Annotated in this window: 13 protein-coding genes; 8 read left to right on the plus strand and 5 right to left on the minus strand. The window is 57.9% G+C overall.

Translation table 11 applies throughout. The features are described 5' to 3' along the window. The first annotated feature begins 91 nt into the window (after positions 1 to 91). Both THTE_RS12815 and bioA read left to right on the plus strand, forming a co-directional pair. The gene (locus THTE_RS12815; RefSeq protein ID WP_157732075.1) at positions 92 to 871 is read left to right on the plus strand and encodes an SAM hydrolase/SAM-dependent halogenase family protein; all 780 of its coding nucleotides are present in this window, start codon (positions 92 to 94) and stop codon (positions 869 to 871) included. 8 nt (positions 872 to 879) lie between these two features. Then, positions 880 to 2,232: an adenosylmethionine--8-amino-7-oxononanoate transaminase gene (gene bioA, locus THTE_RS12820; RefSeq protein ID WP_095416896.1), complete on the plus strand. Its 1,353-nt coding sequence runs from the start codon at positions 880 to 882 to the stop codon at positions 2,230 to 2,232. A 60-nt stretch (positions 2,233 to 2,292) separates the two neighbouring features. Here bioA and THTE_RS12825 read toward each other — a convergent pair whose 3' ends face one another. The 3 genes from THTE_RS12825 to THTE_RS12840 all read right to left on the minus strand — a co-directional run bounded on the left by THTE_RS12825 (position 2,293) and on the right by THTE_RS12840 (position 6,314). Then, positions 2,293 to 3,678 (minus strand): DUF362 domain-containing protein, encoded by a 1,386-nt coding sequence (locus tag THTE_RS12825; RefSeq protein WP_095415803.1) that lies wholly within the window; start codon positions 3,676 to 3,678, stop codon positions 2,293 to 2,295. Between the two features lie 288 nt (positions 3,679 to 3,966). Further along, positions 3,967 to 4,278 (minus strand): hypothetical protein, encoded by a 312-nt coding sequence (locus THTE_RS12830; RefSeq protein ID WP_095415804.1) that lies wholly within the window; start codon positions 4,276 to 4,278, stop codon positions 3,967 to 3,969. A gap of 587 nt (positions 4,279 to 4,865) precedes the next feature. Beyond that, entirely contained in the window at positions 4,866 to 6,314 is a 1,449-nt protein-coding gene (locus tag THTE_RS12840) for a sensor histidine kinase (RefSeq protein ID WP_095415806.1), read from the minus strand. A 467-nt stretch (positions 6,315 to 6,781) separates the two neighbouring features. Between THTE_RS12840 and THTE_RS12845 the strand changes: the two genes are divergently transcribed. The 6 genes from THTE_RS12845 (at position 6,782) to THTE_RS12880 (ending at position 20,247) form a co-directional block, all read left to right on the plus strand. Then, positions 6,782 to 8,095, plus strand: a complete 1,314-nt coding sequence (locus THTE_RS12845) for a UDP-glucose dehydrogenase family protein (protein ID WP_095415807.1) — start codon at positions 6,782 to 6,784, stop codon at positions 8,093 to 8,095. A gap of 345 nt (positions 8,096 to 8,440) precedes the next feature. After that, the gene (locus THTE_RS12850; RefSeq protein WP_095415808.1) at positions 8,441 to 11,350 is read left to right on the plus strand and encodes a serine/threonine-protein kinase; all 2,910 of its coding nucleotides are present in this window, start codon (positions 8,441 to 8,443) and stop codon (positions 11,348 to 11,350) included. 1,091 nt (positions 11,351 to 12,441) lie between these two features. Further along, positions 12,442 to 16,452: a hypothetical protein gene (locus THTE_RS12860; protein ID WP_095415810.1), complete on the plus strand. Its 4,011-nt coding sequence runs from the start codon at positions 12,442 to 12,444 to the stop codon at positions 16,450 to 16,452. 249 nt (positions 16,453 to 16,701) lie between these two features. Further along, a complete protein-coding gene (gene nadB / locus THTE_RS12865; RefSeq protein ID WP_237260142.1) occupies positions 16,702 to 18,336 on the plus strand; it encodes an L-aspartate oxidase in 1,635 nt (544 codons plus the stop codon). Between the two features lie 428 nt (positions 18,337 to 18,764). Continuing rightward, entirely contained in the window at positions 18,765 to 19,238 is a 474-nt protein-coding gene (locus tag THTE_RS12875) for an L-rhamnose mutarotase (RefSeq protein WP_207651713.1), read from the plus strand. 103 nt (positions 19,239 to 19,341) lie between these two features. Further along, entirely contained in the window at positions 19,342 to 20,247 is a 906-nt protein-coding gene (locus THTE_RS12880) for a TIGR01777 family oxidoreductase (RefSeq protein ID WP_095415812.1), read from the plus strand. A 101-nt stretch (positions 20,248 to 20,348) separates the two neighbouring features. On the opposite strand, the gene THTE_RS12885 is transcribed toward THTE_RS12880, so the two are convergent. Together THTE_RS12885 and THTE_RS12890 are read right to left on the minus strand one after the other, a co-directional pair. After that, complete coding sequence (locus THTE_RS12885; RefSeq protein WP_157732076.1) at positions 20,349 to 21,572, minus strand: Rid family hydrolase; 1,224 nt, start codon at positions 21,570 to 21,572, stop codon at positions 20,349 to 20,351. 563 nt (positions 21,573 to 22,135) lie between these two features. Beyond that, positions 22,136 to 25,240, minus strand: coding sequence for an HzsA-related protein (locus tag THTE_RS12890; protein ID WP_095415814.1), 3,105 nt, complete (start codon positions 25,238 to 25,240; stop codon positions 22,136 to 22,138). Positions 25,241 to 25,302: the final 62 nt, after the last annotated feature.

Consider the following 25,302-nt stretch of genomic DNA (forward strand, 5'->3'; position numbering starts at 1 on the left):
TCTTTCGGTAAATGTGCCGTCGGTCAAGAAACCTCTTCCAGCCGAAACGTTGACATCGGGTTGTTCGATCGGTGCCGTGCAGGACGGTGGTATGGGAGCCCTTGTGACACTCACGACGGATTTTGGTCGGGACAGTATCTACGTCGCCCAGTTGAAGGCAGTCCTGCTTTCGATCAATCGGCGACTCACCATCGTGGACGTTACCCATGAAATCCCGCCTCAAGATGTGGTCAGCGGCGCATGGGTTCTGCGTCACACAGTTCCTTACTTTCCGGAAGGCAGTTTTCATCTGGCGGTGATTGATCCGGGCGTGGGAACCGAGCGACGCTGTTTGGCGGTGGATTGGGAAGGCCGATATATCGTGGCGCCCGACAACGGTTTGCTGACGTTCCTCTACCAGTTATCCGCTCCTCGAAGGGCCGTTTGGATAGAAAATCGCGCGTATTTTCGTGCTGAAGTCAGCAGCACGTTCCATGGTCGCGACCTGATGGGACCCGCGCTGGCATGGTTGACCCACGGCATTCCGCTTGAGGAACTTGGACCGTCCGCGCAAAAGTGGGTGGAACTCTCCGATGATTGGCGGCCTCGTGTTGGCGATCGTGAAATACAAGGCCGGATCGTGTTTGTCGATCGCTTTGGCAATTTAATCACTAATATTGGGAAAGATTGCTGGCCCCAGCAAGTAAGGCCGGTGATTAAAGCGGGAGATTATCAATTGGCAGAGCTCAGCCGGACATACGGTGAGCATCCGCCGGGTAGTCTGATTGCGCTGTTTGGCTCACAGGGCTATTTGGAAATTGCTGTCGTCAACGGAAGTGCAGCCGAGCAGACGAAGCTTACTGTGGGTACGCCTGTTTTGGTGACGTGGTGAAAAAAGCCATGGACGAGAAAGAAAAAGAATTACTCCGCCAGTGGGACCGCACGATTTATTGGCATGCGTTTACTCAAATGGCGGAGTACGAACCATTTATTATCGAGAGTGCGCAGGGATGTCGGCTCATCGATATTGATGGGCGAGAGTATATCGACGGAGTGGCCAGCCTCTGGTGCAATGTGCACGGGCATCGTCATCCGCGGCTGGACCAGGCGATTCGAGAGCAATTAGACAAAGTGGCGCACGTGACGTCCCTGGGCTGTTCCAATCCGACCACCATTCGTCTGGCGAAGCGTCTAACCGAGATTGCTCCGCCGGGACTCAATCATGTGTTCTTTGCGGATAGTGGTGCGGGGGCGGTGGAGGTGGCTCTCAAGGTGGCGTTTCAGTACTGGCGTCAGATTCCTGATCCTCAACCGCAGAAGACGCTCTTCCTGGCACTTGGCGAGGCGTACCACGGAGACACGCTGGGCGCGGTGAGTGTGGGGGGAGTGGACCGGTTCAATGCCGTGTTTCAGCCGCTTATGTTTCCCACAATTCGGCTGCCCTGCCCCGACACGTATCGAACCCCCGAGGGAGTCTCGCCCGAGAAACTGGCTGACTACTATCTTGCGCAGCTCGAAGAGGTGTTGCGCCGCGAACACGCACGGATCGTCGGAATGATCGTGGAGCCCCTGGTGCAATGCGCCGCGGGTATGGTCGTTCATCCACCGGGGTATTTACGGGGGGTTCGGGAGTTGACCAGGAAATATGGGGTGTTGCTCATTGCCGACGAGGTGGCGGTGGGATTCGGCCGAACCGGCCGAATGTTCGCCTGCCAACACGAAGGAGTCACGCCGGATTTGCTCTGTTTGGGAAAAGGGCTCACGGGCGGATATTTGCCCGTCGCTGCTACTCTGGTCACGGATGAGATCTACAACGCCTTTTTGGGTGACTACACTTCACTGCGGACATTCTTTCACGGTCATACATACGGTGGAAATCCGCTGGGAGCGGCCGTGGCACTGGCAAATCTCGATGTGTTCCAGGAAGAACGCACTCTGGAACAACTCCCCCCCAAAATCGAGCGGCTGGCCAGCCATCTGCAAAGGATCGCCGAACGACCGCATGTGGGCCACGTGCGTCAGTGTGGGCTGATTGCCGGCATCGAGTTGGTTCACGATAAGGCCACCAAACGGCCTTATCCCTGGACGGAACGCCGCGGGTGGCAGGTCTGCCAGTATGCCCGGCAGGAGGGAGTTTTTCTTCGACCCCTGGGAGACGTGATCGTCATTTTCCCACCGCTGGCAATCAGCCTCGAGGAAATCGACCACATCTGCCAGGCTGTGGAGCGAGGCATCATTGCCGTGACGGAGTAAACAATGCCCGCGTATGGGGCTCGCCCGCATCCGACAGCTACCGAACCACCGCGCGGGGCTTCACAACGTAACGGTTACCAACTCGATTCCCTCGTCGGCACCGAGATTGCGAGAGTATTTCTTTTCTCGGGGGTTATTCCAGTGCTCGTGAACGCCCAAACTGGTCAGGCGTTCCGTAGGTTCAGGGTGATTGGGGTCGTAGAACGTTCCGGAGGGCGGTTTATCGGCGAGGGCGGCCTCGTGGAGATAGTCGTCCACACCTCCTTTGCGTGGGAACGGCGTGCCTTCTGCATAGAGGAAGTCGAAGGCCACAGAATCGATGGCCACCGGATCCTGAGATGCAAACAAGCTGCACGACCATTGGTCTTCCATTGGGGGAATATGCATTTTCTGCGGGACGGGGTCACGTGGATGAACTCCGGAAAAGAGACCGTCAATCAGGTACAACACCGTCTTACCGCCTAGATGAGCGTGCCCCATCAAATCCACCAGCGGACGATAGATCCGCGGCGTATTCGAGAAGCAATGGGGATGCATGTCGTAGTAATTCTCCTGCACGGGCCAGCGGATCAGCGACCCGTAGTGGTTTTTGGCACACAGTGTGACGCCCGCCCCGCTGTGGGCTTTGAAGTTCGCAAAATTGATGAGATAATCAGCTTCAGCAAAGCACTTAGGGATGACATCCTGGGCCACTCCCCGGGGGCGGGCACTCCAGTAAAGGGGCACATCCGACGCTTCAACTTTAATTCGTCCAAACTTCCCAGCATAGTCCACATATTGAACGTCTTTATAATGGGCATGAAGGATGTCGTAGTACTCGTGGACGAGATAAGCGAGCGTGTCGCAGATAGTGATGTCAGCAGGCTTGACACCCACCTCATCCACCAACTGTCGGAGGAGCGCGAGAATCATCTGCGGTGACGTGTTCATGTAATTTTCGCGTCTGATAAAACGATAAGTTTCCGGATCAACGACGTTTTCTCGAAAGATCATCCCCACCCAGTTCGGCTTGATCGCGATTTTCTGACCTGGCTGGTAACCCTGAGCGACACCGTTGCGGGTGGTGTTGAGGTGGCGGAAAAGTTTGTCCCAGGCTTCTTTGACGGCATTTGCTCCAGTGAGACGGCACACCGCGTGATCCATCATCTGATTGACGCGGTCCTGCTTGACGTGATTTCCTTCCCACCACCGGCCGTCGTCAGGGCCTTTCCACTCCACCACCCCGGGATCGTGCGCCCAGACCACACGGCCAGGGAAAATCCCCTTGCCCCGACCAATGGGTTTGAGAGGAACGGGCTGATCCGAAACAACCTCTTCAGAGCGGCCAAACTTGGTCGCGGTGAAAAGGCCCGCAAGCGCTGCGGAGCTGCCGATGAAGTGACGGCGACTGACGCATGAGAAGTCGGGTGCTTCCGCGGCGTAGGGACGATGGCAACGATCCGACATGACTGGCCCTCCCTTTTCAAAAATAACGGATAACGTGTCTGCTTCTCCCGGTAGCGTTAATATACCGCGATCGATCAGTCGGGAGAATCACTTGTTTCTGATTCGTTTCGCATATGACGGCCCAGATGTGTCGCTGGCAATAAGTATTGCCGAGCCACCTCGCGGCTTGAAACTCCATCAAGCGCCGACGTTGCCACAGCTGCGAGTCATCGAAAGGAACGGTGAAACACGGCCCCTCTCCCGACGGGCGCACTTTTAACGTAATGGCTCGATGATCGGCATGAGTGGTCAACCACCGTCTTTGATGTCGAATACATCGTCAGGAGAGATCGCTGGGGCGTGATGGCTCTCTGTGCCGCTTACGTGTTCGGTGTGCCCCTCGCCACCTGATCCCGTCGGTTTGGGGCCCGCGCAGGGACGCTTGAGAAAGGCAATCCAGCCCATGATTCCTTTCGCGTCCTTGTAGTATTCCACCGCCACGAGTTCCCAACCCTGCTGACCAACGGCATTGAGCTCGTCCTGAAGGGCGAGCTCCGAGCGACGCGTGAGAAACATGTACTCCCACCGCTGCTGGGCCTGGATGATCGCCGTCTTCGTCATGCGCCACCTCCTTCTGCCAGAAGACAAACCAAATGGCTCAATTGAAACGAGCCGAATGACCCGAGTGTGAGGTTTGTGCTGTCAACGAACGTCACGCAGCGATGACTTTCTGGCCCCCCTTAATCTAATCCGGCCGAGGACAGTTGAAAAGTTGCGGCAGAGCCGCGATGTGTCGGCCCGAATAAGAAAAATGTTTCCTTGGAAGAGGAAATCGCACTGCACTGCGGGCCTGAAAATCCTCTCGTGACGGCGCCGACCCAGGGCTGCCGGTCGCGGCGATCACGGATTCTCCGCTGGCGGGGAATGGCAATGATGGGATTTTATACCTCAGGATGGTGCAGGGAACCGACCGAACGACCTCCTGCGCCATGCCCATTTCTGCAAAAACCCGAGAGATGTTACGCGCCCGACGTGTCACAACGGCGATTCATGGGTCGCCCCAACCGGAATCCAACGGCGTCACTTGTGTTTGACGCCCTGTAGGGACAATTCATGAATTGCCCCTACAACACATTGAGCTTTTGGCCTCTCGCAGCTCCAAACGAAAAGTGGGGATGAGGCAAAAGGCCCTCCGGCAGTATGCCGGTTCAACCGTTGGAAGAAGGGGTGGGCACGAGAGGATTGCCCGTGTACGGATTGAGATCGATCCCATTTGTGGGCAGCACGTCCAGCGGGATCGTCACACGCACCGTGGTGCCCTGCTGTCGCTGGGAGGTAATTTCCGCCCAGCCGCCGAGAAGTTTGGCGCGATCGCGGATGGAGTGAATTCCGTAGTGTCCCGCGGGGATCCGTTCGACGTCAAATCCGCTCCCCCAGTCACGGACCTCAATCTCCAGTGTCGAATCCTCCTGCCGAAGTGAGACAGCCACGCGGGGACTTCCACTGTGCCGGACAGCATTCAGCACTGCTTCCTGCACGATGCGGAAAATGTGGGTTTCCACTGGTGCCGCCAGCCGTACGAACTGCGTTTGGTTGTGGAAGTCGATTTCCACATGATGACGGGTGCGAATTTCCTGAAAGAAACTTTCCAAAGCCGGGATCAGACCGCCTTCCTCGAGAAGGTCCGGGCGGAGTCCACGAATCAGCCGCCGGGCTTCGGCAATCGCATTGCGGATGAGATGCATGGCGCGATCGAGAAAACTTTCCGCTTCCTGGGGAGCCGTGTTTCGGAGGTGGCGGTAGGTCTCTAGGCTCATGAGCGCCCCAGTAGCCTGCTGAATGAATCCGTCGTGGATTTCGTAGGCGATCGCTTCGTTCTGTCGCTCCTGGAGTTCCCAGACTTCATTGAGCAGCCGTTTTTCTGTTCGCCTCCACGCTTCCTTTTCCGAATGCCAGTCCTGCCGGGCGTGCTCGAACTCCTCTTCGATCTGTCGCCATGCTGTCACGTCGCTGATGTATCCGATGAGGAAAGCCACCTCGCTCTCCTCGTCATACACCGCGGATCCTTGTTCCCAAACCCATTTGACGTCATTGGAAGCCGTGCGTATGCGGTACACCAGCCGATAAGGCCGGCGCTCCCGGACCGCCTTCTGGACTTCCTGCCACACTTTTTCGCGGTCCTCTGGAACAATGAGTTCCGCATAGGCAATGCGTCGGTTTCCAATGAGGTCCTCCGGAGCATAACCTGTTAACTCTCGGCAGCCATTGCTGATGTACTCCATGGTCCACTGCGGATCATTGCGACATTGATACACCACCCCGGGAAGAGCTTGCAGAAGTCCGCTGAGTCGGTGGGTTTCCAGCTCCATGAACGTTTGATAGCGATAGGCGCCTCGAAGAACCGGCTCGATAAGCAAGACGCCGGCAAGAGATGCCAAAGAAATCAGCAACCCCACCGATTCAGAAATGAGATCCTGGGGAAGTCCTAGCGAGATTTCTGCCAAAACGCTGAGACTGCGAACCACCATCAGCACCATGGCCACAGCAAGGAGCAGCCAGCCCCAGCCCGGTCGAAACCGGCTGGCAATCCGCAGGGCAACCCAGGCGGCCGCGGCCTGGCACAGGAATGCAACGATGACGACAATAATAACCAACATCTAGAACTCGCGCTGAGTGACGGAATAGGATACCGGTTTAAAACAACTCGCTATTTGCAGTACGGCCCGGCAAACGTCAGAGTGCACGGATGGTTTCGCGGTCATTGCGAACGGTTGAGCCAATGGCCGATTTTTACGCCGCTGTTACCACGGTGCGGAAACGGCTCTTTTTCCCCGGTGGCTCTTATGAGCACCTCTTCGGCGGGCTATGTGAACTATAGCCCCCCATTGTTGTGTGTCAATAACCCAATTAAGGGGGCGCGAAAAACTCTCAAAGCGGCACTTCTGAGGTGGTTTGTCAGGCCAGAGCATTTATGTGCTAGATTTTTGCAGGCACCCAGCAAAGAGACGAAGGCGTCCCTCGTTAGTGGGGTTCTGAGTGCGATGGCACCGTTCCGTTGGGAGCGTTGCAGTTTGAGCCGACCATCAGGCTTAAATGAGGAAGGCAAAGCAAAAGGAGGCTAGCGGTGAGAATCGCGATGATAGGCACCGGTTACGTCGGGCTTGTGACCGGCACGTGCTTCGCCGAAACCGGTAATGATGTTATCTGCGTGGATTGTGATGCTGAAAAGATTCGACTTTTGCAAGCGGGCGGATGTCCTATTTACGAGCCTGGCCTGGAGGAACTCCTCCAGCGAAATATCGCGGCTGGCCGTCTGCGCTTCACCACAGATTTGCCCAGCGCCGTACGATGGGCAAAACTGATCTTCATTGCCGTGGGGACACCGTCGCGGGATGACGGGTCTGTCGATTTGTCGGCCCTTTGGGCGGTCGTCGAGGAGATGGCCCCCCATCTGGCCGAAGACGCCATCGTGGTGATCAAGAGCACGGCCCCGGTCGGAACGAATGCGGCGGTCACGGCCAGGCTCCGCGAGCTCACCGGCCGCTCCGTGGATGTCGCCACTAATCCCGAGTTTCTCAAGGAGGGCGCCGCGGTGGAAGATTTCATGAAGCCCGACCGTGTGGTAGTGGGAGCACGGCGGGAAGAAGTCCTGGAAATCCTTTGGGATCTGTATCAACCTTATCTGCGCACGGATAAGCCACTGCTTTTCATGTCACCAGAAAGCGCGGAGATGACCAAGTACGCGGCCAACGCGATGCTCGCCACGAAGATCAGTTTTATCAACGAAATTGCTGCCATCTGCGAGCGGACAGGGGCCGATATCAACGATGTTCGCCGAGGAATTGGGCACGACAGCCGGATCGGTTTCGCATTTCTGTTCCCGGGTGTTGGTTACGGAGGCAGTTGCTTCCCCAAGGACGTTCGCGCCCTGGCGGCCGTTGCGCGTGCCCACGATGTGACTCCGCGCATTCTGGAAGCTACGCACCAGGTCAACGAGCATCAAAAGGGGATTCTCCTGCGCAAGATCCGCGAGCACTTTGGCGGCGCTCTCTCAGATAAGACGATTGCCATATGGGGCCTTTCCTTCAAGCCGGGAACGGACGACATTCGGGAGGCGCCATCTTTGGTCTTGATCGATGGCCTGCTCCAGCATGGAGCGGCACTGCGGGTGTACGACCCGGAAGCGATGGATAACGTCCGCAAACGATATGGAAATCGACTCACATACTGCCAGCATCGGGACGAGGCACTGGATGATGCCGATGCCCTGGTCATCGTGACGGAATGGAAGCAGTTCGTCCACCCCGACTTCGACGAGATGAAGCGCCGATTAAAACGACCCGTCATTTTCGACGGCCGAAATATTTATAACCCTCATCGCATGAAAGATCTTGGCTTCACCTATTACAGCATCGGACGACCACCGGTCAGACCGTAATCTGTTGCAGGGGCCCCAAGTCGTCCAATAGCTGCCAAGGGACTGCCCAGCCAAACCGAGAATGCGTTTGACTGGCCCACGCTTAGACGGTTAAAATGACAGTAACGCTGCCATGGTGTTGGCAGTGAGTGTGCTCGGCGAGATCGCGCGCATCTGGTGAGACTTTTCCCCGCCAAGTGAGCGGGCTTGTCTAGTCCAAATAGGGGACGAACCGAGGTAACTTCTCCAGGTCGCTGACGATAACTTGGCAGACGACGGGCCTTTGGCTGGTCGAAAAAACGCTCGAGACGTAACTCCAACGAACTGCCTGCCCGTCCGCTGTCCGGGGTGTGAGAAACTACTGGGATGATCGAGGGTAACGAGAGAACCGGCACGCCTTCGCAACAGCCGCCAGCGGCAAAGCCCGTTCGGCTGGAAGAACAGCCGACGGTGATCACCCCGCCCGAGGCGCTGGTGCCTGTCTCGTCGCCGGAAATCGGCGTGGAAATCCTCACGCCCAAAGTCAGCCCGGGAGCGACGCTTGGCCCCTACGAGATCCTGGAATATATCGGTGGCGGGGGGATGGGCCGGGTATTTCGGGCGTTCGACGTCCGTCTTTCCCGGGTCGTGGCGCTGAAGGTGCTCACACCGGAGCAGGCTGCGGACGCTCAAACCCTGGCGAGATTCCAAAACGAAGCCCGATCTGCCGCCCGATTAAACCATCCGGGCATCGTGCAGGTCTATGCGGCGGGCGAGCAGGATGGGGTTCACTACATTGCCTTCGAGTTCATCGAGGGCACCAACCTGCGGAAGCTGGTGGAAGAAAAGGGGCCGCTCCCCTGGGTGGATGCCGTGCGTTACATCCTCCAGGTGGCCGAGGCTCTCGATCATGCGAGCAAACGCGGGGTCATTCATCGGGATATCAAACCGTCCAATGTCATCGTGACGCATGAGGGCCAGGCCAAATTAATTGACCTGGGCCTGGCACGGGTTTATCAGCCCGGCGGGCGAGCGCAGGATTTAACCAGCAGTGGCACAACTTTGGGAACATTTGATTACATCGCGCCGGAACAAGCGCGAGACCCTCGACTGGCAGATGTCCGTAGCGATATCTATTCTCTGGGGTGTACCCTTTACTTTCTGCTCACGGGGCAGCCTCCGTTTCCGGGCGGCACGGTGCTCCAGAAGCTCCTCCAGCATCAGACAGAAGACCCCGTGGATGTTCGCAAGATCCGCAAGGACGTTCCCGAAAGTCTCACTCGGATTCTGCGGCGGATGATGGCCAAATCGCCGCGGCAGCGATTTCAGTCGGCAGCGGAACTGGCTGCGGCTCTTCGCGAATTGATCGGCGAGAGCGAACGGCCGTTTCGAGCTGGAAACGGCAAGGCTGGCAGGAACGGAAAGGAACTTCGCTGGCGACGACATCTGCCATGGGTGGTGCCCCTGGTAACTCTGCTCCTCACCACGCTTTTCATTGACTGGTGGTTTTCCCACGGTGCCGAGGAATTAGATCTGACGGGCGATGAGGTGAGTACACCGCTCGAATTATTCTCACCTCCCACGCCGGCCTTCAGGGTTGATGCGGGATCGTCGACGGGAGAGACGTCCAAACGAACACCGGGTAGCGATTCCGCGACGTCGAGTCCGCAAGGCCAGGGATCGCAAAACCCCACGATCCACACAGCTCCTCGTGAGGTATCAGAACCGTCATCCCGTACGGATTCGGCGACCCCCAGGTCTGGTGTGTCAAGCGAGGGGGCATCGGTACCCAGCCTCACGGATCCGCTAAGCCCAGGTTCGGCATCGGGATTATCGAAGCCGTCCCCCGATTTTAACCCAGGTAGCATCAGCCCCGTACCTGGCGTGTTGGGGGGCGACCCTCGTCATTTTCTCGGAGCGTCTTCCCTATCGGAGAGCGGCCTGGCGATTCCCCGGGCCGTTCCGCCTGATATGCCGCTGCTGGTTCCGCAAACAAATCGGTCCGCAGAACTGTCCGACGAAAGCCCGACGCGAGGAGGTCTGCTGCCGTTTTCAGCCGCGGTCAATGCCCAGCGTGAAATTCCAGCGGACCAGAAGTTCACCACGCCGAGCGCGTGGATCAGGTGGGTTGATCCCATGGGCCGCCGGGAAGGCAGTTTCCCGACTTTAGAAGCGGCCTGTCGCGCGGCTTTGCCCGGGGATGAGATCCGTTTGGATTTCGACGGAACACTGCTCGAACGGTCGCTGGACCTGCGAGGCCGGCGGCTGAAAATTGTCGGTGAACGGGGACGCTGGCCGGAGCTTGTCTTCCGCATGGACGATCGCAATGGGGCGACTTCAGAGAGTTTTGTATTGCTCGCCGCGTCGGATATCGGCTTCGAGAACGTCGGGCTGCGATTCGAAGTCAAGGGACAAAATGCGGCACGGGGATTTGCGTGTTTTCAGATGGTTCGGAATTCTCGTGTCACGTTCACGAACTGTGTTTTGACGCTTATCCTGGACGAGAACCGATCGTCGATGGTGGCCACTTCAGCAGCCCCCGTTGTGTTCGAGGCCACGGATGATCCGCAAAGCGAAATTCTGGTGAAGGCTCTGACCTCTGACCTGGAGCAGTCAACGGCCGGCAACATGATCGAAGTGAAGCAATCCGTCTTGCGCGGCCAGGGCGGAGTCCTCCGCACTCTGGGGGTTCGAGGAGGAGAATTGCGCATCGCCGAGTCACTTATCGCCGTTGACGGCAGGTTGTTGGATGTTGCGGGAACAGACCGCACACCTGAGACTGGCGCGCAGTGGAAAGTTGCGTTGCAACGGGTAACAGCCTTCTGCCGTCAGGGACTCTGTCGCCAGAGGGTCACCGCCTATCAGTGGCATCTGCTTCCGGTTCGGGTAGAAAGCCAGGCCAGCATCTTTGTGGCTGCCCGGGATGCCAGTTTCATCGAGCAGGTCGGGATGTCGCTGGAAAAGGCACTGCGATCATTTTCGTGGTTCGGGCAGGATAACTTTTATGAAACGTTCACCCGATTCTGGTCCATTACACCCGGCGAGCCGGGTTCTAATGTGTTCTATGTGTCATTTGAATCGTGGATGAGCTACTGGCGGTTGGATCATGAACAGAATCCTGCGTACGGGGCGATTCCGTGGCGCAGTCCACTCCCGTTGACCAAGCCCGCCTACCTCCATCAGCCTTCTGACTATCGTCTGGCGGACCCCTCCGTCGATGACGTGGCCGCCGAGATTGCGGGAAAAATAGGCTGTCCGGTGGACAACCTGCCTAGCCTTCCGAAGTCTCTTCCTTGATTGCGCGTAGCCTGTTCGGTCACTTGGCCGATAGAAACGGACCCGACGCGCACGTCCCACCGAATCCGGACCTGACAAGCACGTGCCTTCGGAAAAACGGACCTGACAAGCAGGTCCCTCCGAGAAATCGTTCGGAGGGGCACGCCTGTCGTGGCCGGTGTGAGTTAGTCATATCACGGCGTCAGCTTTGGTAGGGGCAATTCATGAATTGCCCCTACCGTTGAACCCTTGTCGTGCCCACAGAATGAAAGGGCTCATTAAGAGTCAAAAAAACGGACCTGACAAGCAGGTCCCTCCGAGAAATCGTTCGGAGGGGCACGCCTGTCGTGCCCGCGGAACGAGATGGATATGGATTATCAACGCTCAAAAAAACAGACCGGACGAGCAGGTCCCTCCAATTATGCGGACCTCCATTGTGTGGATTGGAGGGTCGGGTTCCACCCCGACCGGTCATCGTCGTTCCATCCGGGCCGATGGCAAGGTGGTGAAGGCTAAAGCCTTCACCGAAAAGCGGTGATGAATCGCCGCACTCCATGGAGTGCGGGGCTTTAGCCCCGCTTTCGGCGCGGGACTTCAGTCCCCGCCGAAAGGCAATGAATGATCGAACCCCGAATCACGGACCCGACAAGCGAGTCCCTCCGAGAAATCGTTCGGAGGGGCACGCTCGTCGTGCCCGCGGAACGGCTATGGATTATCCGTAATAGGAAAGCGGACCTGACAGGCAGGTCCCTCCGACCCGGAGGGGCACGCTTGTCGTGCCCACGAAGAGGCAAATGAGCATCCGTCGTGGAAAAGCGGACCTGACGAGCAGGTCCCTCCGACCCGGAGGGGCACGCTTGTCGTGCTCGTGGAAACTGTTGTTCAGATTCGCGTTCGACTGCGGTCGCAACTGGCCGATGTAAACCCAGCGGTGCTATAATAAGCTAAGAAAAGGCGGTTGGAAATTGACGCTTCGAGCTTTCACAAACTCTGTGTGGAATCTGCCCATCAAACGCAGCTTGTCCAGGGTGAAGGGGCGAGAAAACGCTGTCGCGGGACGGGTGGGAGGAACGCGACCAGGGGTGGCTCGAACATGAGGAAACATTGCAGTGATGAGCCGAGCGGTTGCTGACGTCCGACCTTTGCCACCGCCTCCCCCGGAGGCGAATTTGCCGCCTGAGGATGAGGAGGTCCTGATCCTCAGACAGGTTGAAACGACGCGTCGCAAGATCGCAACGGTCGAGATTGTCTGGCGATCGCTGGCGCTTGTAGCGGGGATGATTGCTTACGGCCTTCTGGCCGCCGTGGTGGATCAGTGGATTTATCCCCACGGAATGCCCACCGCGGTGCGTTGGCTTCTGTGGATCGTTTTTGTCCTGGCGACTGTTGGTTGGATCATCCTCTCCCTGGGGCCTTATCTTGTCCGCCGAATTCATCCCGTCTTTGCCGCCTACCAGGTGGAACAGGCGGTTCCCACTCTCAAACACTCGCTGATCAGCTTTCTTCTGTTGCGAGGGGAAAAAGACGCCCTGCGGAGCGATCCGCTCAAGCTGAATGTGTTTCGCGGTCTGGAGCGGAACACCGCGCAGCAGGTGTCGCAGGTATCGCCAGAGGTCGTCGTGGATCGATCGGCGATCCTCCGCACAGGTTATGTCCTGATCGCGTTGATAGCGATTTTTGCCCTGCTTGTGCTCTTGTCGCCCAAGAATCCCCTGGTGTCGGCCGCGCGCGCCGTTCTTCCCTGGAGCCATATCTCTCCCCCGAGCCGGGTGAAAATTGAAGTGGTCCAGCCGGGCACCGCGGAGGTCCTTCAGGGGGACCGCGTTGTCGTTTCGGCGTTGATTCAGGGATTACGGGAAGGGGAGGGAGCTCGCGTTGTGTATTCCACGGCCGACGGCCAGGCGGTCGATCAGGTTATTCCCCTTCAGCCGGTTGCGGATAAGCCGGGACGCTACGAATGCGAATTGTCGCCATCCATCCAGCAGAATACGACCTATCGCGTGACGGCGGGGGATGCCGTCACTCCCGACTACCATCTCACGGTCGTAACACCCCTTCGCGTGAGAATCCACAAGATTGAATACCAATTTCCCGCTTACACCAAGCTCGAGCCGCGCGTGGTGGAAAACCTGGGCGACATCCAGGCGATCGAAGGAACGGAGGTGACCATCCACGCGGAGGCTCCTGAACCCTTGCGGAGTGCCGAGATCACCATGGAGGGGGATCAACGGGGAACACTTCGCATGGTCGTGGAGGAAAAGCAGGCCCGGGCGGCCATGCGCTTGAGGCTCAACAAAGTGGGAAGCTCTCTGCGGGAATATTCCGTGTACTCGATCCGCGCGGAGAGTCGGGATGGTCGGCCGAGCGTGGACCCCGTCAAGTACACGATCGAAGTCATTCCAGACATGCCTCCTGCCGCCCGATGGGAGTCGCCTCGCGAGACCCGCGTGACCGTGCCGGTCAACGGAAGTCTTCCGCTGAGGTTAAGGGCAGAGGATCCCGACTTCGGGCTCCAGCAAATCGTGCTCACCATTGAATCGCTGGGGAAGAAAGTCACTCAGGAGATCCTGCTGGACAGAGCCAAAGGAGATGCCTACAGAGGGGAGTTTTCTGGGGAGTATCTCTTTGTCCCGAGCAAACTTGGTTTGGCCACAGGGGATCTCGCGCTGTGTCGGGTCGAGGTCGCGGACAATCGGGAACCGACATCCAATCTTGTCAAGCTGCCGGAACTGGAAATCCACATCGGACCGGCCGAACAGGGAGCCGAGTCGCGATCGGCGGAATCCCAGCAGAAGTCTACGGCAGAGCGAAATGAAAAACCGGGGCAATCGCCCCCGGATAAAGGTTCGGGACAGGCGCAACCTCCGAGCCCTCTGGGAGAACAGCCGCCCGCCAAACCCAATCCACCGGGTCAGCCACCAGAACAATCTCGATCGCCGGACTCAGCTCGCCAGCCGGAGAGTTTTGATCAACCGAATCAGCAAAACCAGCCGAACCAGCCGGGTCAGATGCAGTCTTCCCAACAGGCAACAGAGGGATCGACCCCGCAGTCCTCAGCAGACCAGCCATCTTCGTCGGGTGAATCCTCGAGTGCGCAGCCTTCCGCTCAATCCGGCCAGCAGGCAAATCAGAAAAATGCCGAGCAGCCAGCCCAGGGGCAGCAGTCAGGTGCGTCGGACCCGCAAATCGGCACCAATCCTCCCGCTCAGGGACAGAACGGAAAGGCGGACAATCCTGGATCCGGTGAGTCTCAAGCTGGTTCGCAAGGCGGCAATGGCAAAGACTCGCAAGGAACGAAAGACGGGCAGGGACAGTCGGGCGACATGACTGGCACGTCGGGGAAACGGGCGGCAGGTGCCTCCGCTCAAGAGTCGGGAAGTTCGCCGCAGCCGACTGATCAGCGATCGGATTCCCGCGAACGGACAAGCAACGGCATGCAAAAAGGAGATGCTGGTGAACAGACCATCGGGGCCGGCCAAAATCAGACGCAGGGGAAAAGCGGCGAGCGCCAATCGGCGGTGAATGAAGGAACCAATCCGGATAAAGCCAATTCTCCCGAGGCGGGGATGAAGGAAGGACACCCGCAAGGGGAATCCGGGACCGCTGGGGCAGCGCAGTCGCGGGGAAACGGCACCGAGCAGACCGGCTCTGGCAAGCCTGGTGCGTCAGAAGCATCACAACAGTCCGGGGGTTCTGGAACGGGTCAGAACAACCCGGGAGCGGAACCGGGGTTGCCCAACCGAGGTGCCGGGGAGGGAACTCAACCGGGGGCAATGGCATCTCAGGGCGGAAGCGCGAGAGCCGGGGAGGGAAATAGCGAGCAGTTTTCCGGAGGAAAGGGCTCGGACGGCAGCCAGCGGCAGGACAAGATCGACGGGATATCAAATCCGGGAGATGCCATTGAAAGAATTCTGAAGTACCTGGAGCGCAGCGGCGCGGCAAAGCCCGATGGAGCGGCTTCGGGAGCTCAGACTCAGGGCTCGCAAACGGCAACCGCAAATGAGCAGCCGCCGGGTTCGGGAGACCAGAGCACGCCGCCCACTTCCGAAGCGGGACAGCGATCTGGGAATCAGCAACAATCGGCGGAACGCTCGGCCGGGGCACAGTCAAACGGTCAGGCGGCTCAGCCCAATCGCGATTCGACGTCTGTCCCGGCCGGGCAATCACCTGCTGCTGAAAGCAACCCGCAACCGACCAAGACGAACAACCAGCAGGGGGGTACCGCGTCGGCTCCGGCGAATTCCGGGATGGCACCTCCGCAAGGCGATGCGGCACCGCGACAGACAGAGGGTGCTTCCAATACAGTCGCTAACCCTCCACAATCGAACCAGCAACATGCTGCACAAAATCGGGAAGGCGAAAGCGGCGAGCAAGCTGGTTTAGGCGGTCAGGGTGGTGGTCAACAGACGCCCGGGAAGGGGAGCGGCGCGGAGGGAAGTCAGTCTCCCGCTGACGGTCAAGGCGGAAATCCCTCCCCGGGAACTGGACCGGAGGCATCGGCCTCGGCGGGAAGCAAGGCAGCGGGATCGGGCGGAAGTTCCCAGGGGGGACCAGGTACGAGTGGTGATTCGAGCCGCGGTGCTCAAGGCGGTTCGCAAAGTTCCGCTCAAAGTTCTGAGACAGGTGGCGGTCAGCGGGCACCCAACAGTGCCCAATCGGGGAATGCTTCCCGCGGCGGTGGGCTTCCCGGCGGTGGGGCGGGCGGTGGAGGGGCCTGGCCTGGTACCGAAACCCCCGTTGACGATCCGAATCTCGAATTTGCCCGACGGCAGACGGACCTCGTTCTGCGGTATCTGGAGGATCAGATCGCCCGGCAAAACCCCGATGAAAATCTTCTGAAAGAATTGGGCTGGACGAAAGAAGAAATGGCCCAATTTGTAAGACGCTGGCAGGAATTGAAGAAGGCTGCGGAAGACGATACTCCCCGCGGTAAAGATGCCAAAAAGCGTTTGAACGAGATCCTCCGTAGTCTCGGATTGAGACCGAGTGGCACCGAAATCCGCCGCAATGAGAATCTTAGGGACACGGTGCACGGGCTGGAAGCCGGTCGGGACATTCCGCCGCCACCCCAATGGAGTGATTACTTCCGAGAATACCTGAAATCTCTCGGGGCCGCTCAGTAACCCTTCCCTCGGTTCACAACGAATCATCTCTCGGTTAGTGTGTTTTGGATTGGGGCGCCGACCACTCCCTGATATGCTAGATACTTTCGGATCTTGGGAAATTGGCTGCGTTCAACCCTCAGGATGGCCGCTAGAATTCTGCTGCGGCCGGATGCGTTTGGTGTTTCCCACAGCTTAGCCGCGCCGCTTTCCCGGGTGGAGCATGGTTTAGGCTCCCCGGCCGGATGATGAAAAACGGTGGATTGAGAAGTGGAGTCAGTGAAGGTGTTCGGAATAGAAACTCCAGAACCCCGGTACTTAACCCCGTTTAATCCGCGCCAGATTCCCCACTTTTTTACAGACGTATTAATTGTGGGGGCTGGATTGGGCGGACTCCGGGCAGCGCTGGCCGTCGATCCACGGCTTAACGTGCTCATTGCCTGCAAGGACGGTCGGGAAGGATCTAATAGCTGGCATGCGCAAGGCGGAATTGCTGCGGTTCTCGATCCCGAGGATGATCCGGAAAATCATGTACGGGACACGCTTGAGGCGGGGGGCGGTCTATGCGATGAAGCGGTTGTTCGCAGTGTCATTTATGAGGGCCCGGAACGGATTCGCGAGTTGATGGCATGGGGAGCGGAGTTCGACCGTGTTGGGGATCGATTGGCCTTGGGCCGGGAAGGGGGGCACAGCCATAATCGGATCGTCCATGCCAATGGTGACGCGACCGGGCGCGAAGTCATCCGCGTCCTTTACGATCGTGTCCGTCAGCAGCCGAACGTGGACATTTGGGAGGACACCTTCACCCTCGATCTATTAACGTGGGATGGACGCTGTCGAGGAGCCATGGTCTGGAATCACCGCCATGGCCGAACGCTCATCTGGGCCAAGCAAACAATTCTCGCCACCGGGGGTTGCGGTCAGCTCTATCGAGAGACGACCAATCCAGAGACGGCCACGGGAGATGGAATGGCGATGGCTTTTCGTGCCGGTGCCGAACTGCGCGATCTGGAGTTCATGCAGTTTCATCCCACGGTTCTATACATCGCCGGAAGCGCCCGTCACCTCATTACCGAGGCCATGCGCGGGGAAGGTGCGCGACTGGTGGATCGACATGGTTATCGCTTCATGTTCGACTATGATCCCCGTGGCGAGCTGGCTCCGCGGGATGTGGTGAGCAGTGCCATCGTGGCCCAGATGGAAAAAACGGGCCATCCTTGTGTCTATCTTGACCTGACTCATCTCGATGCCGCGCAGATTCGAGCTCGGTTCCCGGGAATCACAAAGATCTGCGAGGAATTTCGTCTCGATTTGTCACGGGACCGGATCCCGGTTCGTCCCGGTGCTCACTACATGATGGGCGGCGTTACCGTGGATCTCGAAGGCCGGACCACGGTACCGGGTTTATGGGCAGCGGGCGAGGTGACATCGTCGGGCCTGCACGGGGCGAATCGGCTGGCGTCCAACAGTCTGCTTGAGGCGCTCGTATATGGCCGCCGGGCGGGGCAGGGTGCTTCAAGAGAAGCCCTAGAAATGCCCGACCAGTACACCGTGCTGCCGTTGGCCAATCCGCCGGCCCCCGCTCCTCATGAGCCTCTCGACCTTGTGGACATTCGCAATTCCTTGAAGAGTCTCATGTGGCGGAGCATGGGCGTTCGTCGCGTGGGGGACAAGATGCGGGAAGCTCTCGAGGACATGGAGCGATGGTGCAGCTACGCACTGCTCCGTCAGTTCACGCACCCGCAAGGCTGGGAATTGCAGAACATGCTCACCATCGCCAGACTGATGGTCCGAGCGGCGATCCAGCGGGAAGAGTCCCGCGGATGCCACTACCGCCTGGATTTCCCTGAGCCGAAGCCAGATTGGCAAAATCGACGAATTACCTTTCGGCGTTCGGAAAGCTGATCAGAATCGAGAGAGTTCCGGACACCGGAAGCAAATGCTCTTGATCGCCAGTCGCTCTGACACATCCCCACTTTCCCTCTGCAAATGGGAACGCGAACGTCCACAGGGGCTCGTTTACTCGGGCACCGACAAGCGTGCCCCCACGATCTCTCAGCGGGGCCTGCTTGCCGGTTCCACATTCCAAGGGTTGGATGATCTATTTCGTCGGCCAAGCACCGACCGGTGGGTTCAGTTCCTGTTTAAACGGTAGGAGCCATTCATGAATTGTCCCGACAGCACATCGGGCCCCCGCCATCTCAGCGGTTTCTGCAAAAGTGGGCATGGTTTAAGACATCACTGACTTGACACCTCCTCCAATTCGTGAATAATCGCAGTTCAGACAATGGTTCTGGGAGTCAGACAACCTGTGACGGTTGGGAGGTTTCGGTATGTTCAGACAGCGCATGATCCGGATTGGTGCGGGTTTAGTTCTTGTGACAATAGGGTTTGTTCTTGGCCTGGCGGCGCATTCGCAATGGGAAAATCTTCAGGCATCGGAAAGTAGCAAGGAATCGTCCGCGAAGAAGGTCATGCGGGTGGGCCAGGTTATCGGACTCCGTCCGGAGAAAAAGGATTACTACATACAGCTCCATGCCAACACCTGGCCGGGGGTGCTCAAACGCATTCGCGATTCGAACATCCGAAACTACTCCATTTATCTGGCCGAATTGGATGGAAAACTCTACCTTTTCAGTTACTACGAATACATCGGGGACGACTACGAAGCAGACATGGCCAAAATCGCTGCTGACCCGGAAACGCAACGCTGGTGGAAAGAGACCGATCCCTGTCAAATCCGATTGCCGGGAACACCTGAGGGTAAATGGTGGAAGCCGATTCCGGAGGTATTCCACACCGATTGAGTCCATTCGATAAAATCCAGCACCAGAGGATTGTCGCCCGGCGGGGGGTTGATCAACCGAAACGTCGTGAAATCCGCCACACACCAAGAACGAAGTACAGATCATGAAAATTCTCCTTTCCGGGAGTTCGGGGCTCATTGGGCGGGCGGTTGCGCGCGAACTGCGCAACCACGGACACAATCTTCTCTTCCTTGTGCGCCGACCTCCCGCCAGCGAGGACGAAGTCTACTGGGATGCCCAAACGCGAATTGACAATGTTGCGCGGTTGGAGGGCATCAACGCGGCCATTCATCTGGCGGGAAGATCGGTGGCCTGTCGGTGGAATGCAGTGGTCAAGGAAGAGATTCGCTCCAGCCGCATCGCCAGCACGCAATTGCTGGTCAGGATGCTCGGGAGTCTGGAAAAAAAGCCCCACACGTTGCTCTGTGCTTCGGCCATCGGTTTTTACGGAGATCGTGGCGAAGAGCTGCTCACTGAGCAGTCTGCTCCGGGGAACGGTTTTTTGGCCCAGACCTGCGTCGAGTGGGAAACAGCAGCTCAAGAAGGCCAGCGGCATGGCATTCGGACGGTCAGCCTTCGATTCGGTCAGGTTCTTTCGCCCGAGGGTGGGGCCCTGCAGCGGCTGCTACCGATTTTTCGGTGGGGGTTAGGTGGGCCGATTGGCAACGGCCGGATGTGGTGGAGCTGGATTCTGCTTGAAGATGTCGTTCACGCCATTTTGTTTCTTCTGCAGCGCGAAGATTGCACAGGTGCGTTCAACATCGTGGCTCCGAATCCGGTACGGAACAGAGAATTTGCACAGACGTTGGCACGCGTGCTTCACCGGCCAGCCATTTTCCCGGTCCCAACTTTATTCTTGCGGGTGCTTTTCGGAGAGATGGCGCGGGAGGTGCTGCTCGCCAGTGCCCGTGTGTATCCGGAACGGCTGAAAGAAGCCGGATTTAGCTGGAAATTTCCGGGGTTGCAGGATGCTCTGGTGCATGCCGTCAGCAACGGCTCGGGATCATGATGAAACCCGGCAATCCCGGTACAGCGTTTGCTACAACGACGGCCTTCCACGCTTATGCCCGGAGACCTCTTCCCAAGCAGAACAGATCAGGGGCTTTGCACTCAGCAGTGGCCGCTATCGCAACTCAGGTGCGAGAATGCGACACCCTCGATTTCCACGAGAAGTTCGGGCCGGCAGACATCGGCGATCGCGTAAATGGTGGGCACCTCTCCCAGGCGGCGGTCGCAGATCGCTTTGACCTTGGCATAATCTTCTGGATTCTTAATGTACACCCGCACAAGCGCCAGCTGATCGAGAGTCGTTCCCAATCGCGGTAGATTATGGCGGGCGAGGTTTTCCTCGCTCACGAGGGCTGCAATGTTATCGAGGGTTTCTTCCGTTTGCTTTTCCACATCCCCAATGTGACGCGTCTCGGAATTGGTAATACTCGCCGTGCCCGAGATGAAAATCGTGGCGTAGGAACCACACGACAGCGCCATGGCCCGGGAAAACTTGGGGCTTTTCGGCCCGTACTGGCACCCATAGCCAAACGCCGGGGTTTGTCGGGGGTTTTCCAGCGGCATGGCCACAATGTCCCGGCGGTCCGTCTTCATGGCGATGCAGCTCATGATGAGGTGGTGCCCGTCCACACCGATGCCTGTGCTGGCCGGGTAGACAGCCCCTTTTTCCACAGGCAGATAGTTGGTGAGGAAGCGAATGTTTTGGTAAAAGTCGGCCCGAGCGCGATTCAATTCCTTGTATCGCTGTTTGTCGCCTTCGCCCTCAACAATCCCTCCCAAATAAAGCCAGGTGCGAATGACCTGAGCAAAATCGACTCCCACGGACCCCAGAATTCCCCGCATTTTGCTGAATGCGTTGAGTGCCTGGTGATAAACCCCGTCCACCTCCGGATCGGGAGTGACATGAGCGCAATGGATCCACGAGACTCCGTTGTGCGATGCAATCACGAGTTGCTCACTCTTGCGCTCGATGGTGACATCACCTTTCTTCCGACCGACTCCCAGTGCCTCGATCGATACGAGAGCTCCGTGACAGGGCTTTTGGGGGACATAGGTGGTGGCGGGGAATTCCGGCCCGTAAAACTCGCGCATCACCTCGCGACATTCGGCAAGTTTGGAGTCATCGGCAAGGAAGACGACCTGATGAACGATCGAACCGAGCGTGCTTTCCTCCTTCATCACCGATTCGATCGTGCGTAAAGCGTCCCAGGTTTGTGTGACCAGATCGCCGGAAACCCGAGGCACCGCCGCTGCAAAAACGTGTCGCACGTCGGTAAGATCCACCACAGAGTAGCCAACGCCGTCGCTACAGACTTTGCGAATCATGGGCGGGAAACCTTTTCCGGAGGTGAGCTTACCTTTTAGGATGTACCGAGACACCATGGATTGTCAATTCTTTAGCGTGCGAGCGATGCCAATCGAGATTGAGACTCAATCGCCAGAGTTTCACGCCGCATTCGGTATCGAGCGGGCACGGTCCGCTACAGTTTGCATTTACTCCTAAAACCGTGGGGAGCCGCTTGTTTCCGACAATATTCGACACAACCTTCCCGACGCGACCACGTTATATCAGTTCTAGCAGGGACTGAATACGGTCAAGACCCCTCCACTCCGACACCTCCACCTCTGGTTATACACGTCGTGCCGCGCTCTCTTTACGCTTCCGGTCGCGGACCGACTTTATATCGCCAAGGCAAACCAAGTGCATGCCCGGTCCATCGCGAGTTCTTAAGGCAAGGACATCAGTTCCAGGGTGGGCGAAATTCAGGGGGGAAGTTTTTCCCTCGCACGGTTGCTTTGATCAGCTGAAAGCAACGTTCTCCTCCGTAATTACCATCGCGCTTTCAGGGTTGAGCGCACGGCGATTCGGGAATTACATGACGGAAGGATCATTCGAGATCTGGTCCAGCGATGGCCTCGCCTCGTTGTTGCCTTTGTTGATCGGCTAAGTTAAACGTCCCGTAAAAAAGGACATTACAGTCCATCCAGGTGTACAGCCGTTCCCAGTCTTCCTGGCTTAACTCGACCCCATGGTGGCCTTGAAGCAAAAGTTGCGTCAGGCGTGACGCCCTGGCTCCAAAGAAGTCCGGTTTTGTGGTGGGTTCGCAATTGACGACGCGAAAATCGCCCGGTTTTCCGGCCCAATCCGAATACGGGACGTACCGAGCGAGCGCATTATACGAAGCGCTGTAGCGTCCAGCCGGTTCACCTGTCAAAACAATTCCGCCTTCGGCTTTGGTGGAATTGTGGCACGCGACGCAGTGCCGATCAAGGACCGGTTGAACGAGCAATGGGTAGCTGAACGGTCGGGAACCGGATGGACCAGGAGTGATTTGCGATGGCGGACGCCGAAGGGCCAGTGGGAAAGCTTTCGCTGGGGGAGCCAGATGACGCGGTTCATGACATCCAACACAGGAAGTGATTTCCCCCGGCTGAACGTAGGTGATGCTCCGCATGATTTGCACGGCCCGGCCGTGTTCGTCCAGCGCTTGAAACGAAAGGGGCTTGCGGGCTGGTACACGGAACAGCGCCGAGCCATCCGCCTCCACGGGAACCGTGCCCAATACCTGTTTGCCGGGCGAAATATTGGGAACCCCCAGCGTTGGTTGATTCTTATGCCAGGTTGATTTGGGTAGTACCTGAACGATTCGTAATCGCGTGATTCGCTCCCGGGGGAGCTGCGGCCACGCGGCATAGACGTTGGCCAAAAAGATGATTCCCTCGTCTCCAGACTCTTCGGCTAGAGAACCCCCCTCCGGCGTGTGTGAATTTGCAGAGACCAAGTTCTTTCCCAGTGGAACATCGAATGAGGCGGGTCTCGTGGGTGTGCTAATCGGCTGGGCGGTTATCGCTTTTGAAGCGACCTGGCCCTGTTTTTCCCCGGCGTTTGGGCACGGGCGGAACGCCACCGGCCAGAGACTCGAGATGTTTAAGTCGCGATAGAGCAACTCCTTGTTCCCAAAAACATCCATCCAGTAAAGTCCAAACATATTGACCTGGTTGGCATCGGGCTCACCGATCAAACCGTCGTAACTGTATGCTGCGAGAAACGTGGTCTCGGAAAGTGGGTAGGGTGTGCGGTAGCAGTGGCCCGGAAATCGCTTCTGCTCGGATGGAAGAGCCGATACGGAATCCACGCCGGCCGGGTTGAACCATCGCCCGCCGGACCGGTTGGGGACAGGTGCCTCGCTTTCCGGGAAGAGGGCGTCCGGAGTCAGCCGGGTGATGGCCCGTGACCCATCCTGCCCATGCCTAATGTCGATCCGAATGATCGACCCGGCCGTCATGGCGTGGTGGGCCGCAGCGGTGGCAATGATCGCATTGGTCCCAGGAATGGGTCGGGCTTCCCAGATTCCGACAGGATTGAGGGTATTGTTTCCATAGTAAGCCTGGACGAACTCACCATTGCTGCGGACGGTCCACAACTGCTGATAGAAAACCGCATTCCGGTCCACGTAATCCCACCGGGTATACAAAATTCGGCCATCAAACAAGGGAACAGGGTCCCATTCGTGAGTCTCGTGGAAAGATATGACGCGGACGTTGCGGCCGTCAGAATCGCACAACGCAAGTGTGTGGACAGGACAGGGCCCCTGACCACACCGGTGAAAACCACCCCGGCGTGTGGAAACGAAGACGATCTGGCCATCGGGCAGGTATTTCGCACCAAAATCGTCGTACGGATCGCTCGTGAGTTGACGAATTGTCCCGTGCGGCAGTGCGATTTCATAGAGATGAAAGAATCGGTCCAGGGCCTGTTCGCGGTTGACCGGGGCGCGCTCGGCTGCGCAGAAGGAAAACAGTACACGCGTGCCGTCTGGCGAAACGTCGCAAAACTCGAAGCTCCCCTGCGGAAGTCGCCCAGCGGTGAGATCTGTGCATGCCATGGATTGGCCGGGAAAGTCGAGCAGGTTCACTCCGCCACCCGGTCGGGCGCAGTTGCCTGTGTACTGGGTCAACTGGTGACTGAACAGACTGGGAACGTGCTTGACGAAGGCGATTTTCCTGTCACGCAGGGCCGGATCGCGAAGAGAAAGCTGGCGTTTAACCCGTCGAGCTTCCAACCAGAGAGCATGTACCGTTTCCTGAGCCGCATCGCCAGACTTGTCCGCCTTCCCAAGCTCCGTTTGCAAAGAGTGCCATCTTTCCCGCAGTTCGTTCCATCTGGCGACCAGTTGGAACCACTCGGCATCCCTCAATCCCTGTTGCGAATAGTTTTCGATAACGTACTGTCCTCGATCAAAAATCTTGTTCAGAGCGGCAGTGTATTTGGAGGAGGATACTTGCGGATGGTCGAGCTCATCCTGCAAACGCCAATCCCATTCAATCATCGCGGCTGCGATTGCCGGGGCCAAAGGAGGAAGGACCGGGGGTGGCGTGACCTGAGGATCGCCGGGTGTCAAGGAAAGAAGCTCCGTGGGAGAGGAACCTGCTTCATAACGAATGCGCCCTTTCCAGACCGCCGATGCCGTAGCGCTGAGATTCTTGACGCTGAGCGTTTTTTCGCGGATAGGGACGCTGTCGTCCGTGACGGTGAGCTTCCATTCCCTCTGATTACCGCTGGCGAGAGAAGTTCGCTCCTGTACACTTTCTGCCTGGGCAGAAATCTCCAGGCTGGCCTGCCCGAGGTTTTCGATGGCAACCGATGCAGCGACTGGCGCGGTCCATCCCAAGTGAATGATCAATCCCTCGTGAGGACCGAGAACGCCCACGAACTCCCCGCAGGACGGCATCACGGCCAGTTGAGTTTGACCATCCTTGGCGAAAACAAAAAAACCGAAAGCGGTGGCGCTAGAGCACGGAATGGAGTGCCCCATTTGATCGCAGACTTTGAGTACTTGCAGACCTGTGGGGGGAGATTCCACGGTGGCGGCCTGGACTGGTGAAAGTGACGCGGTTGTGGCACCGAAAAGGAGAAGCAGATGCGGCAGGACAACCCATCCCGAGTTGCTGGTGCTCCAACTTGATACTCGGAAGTGCGCTCGAGCCAACATAAGACGCTCTCCGCAACTGGTCCCGTCCCTGAATGAAAGGACGGAGGAATGCTGACTATTAG

The sequence above is a fragment of the Thermogutta terrifontis genome (assembly GCF_002277955.1).
Classification (GTDB): Bacteria; Planctomycetota; Planctomycetia; order Pirellulales; family Thermoguttaceae; genus Thermogutta; species Thermogutta terrifontis.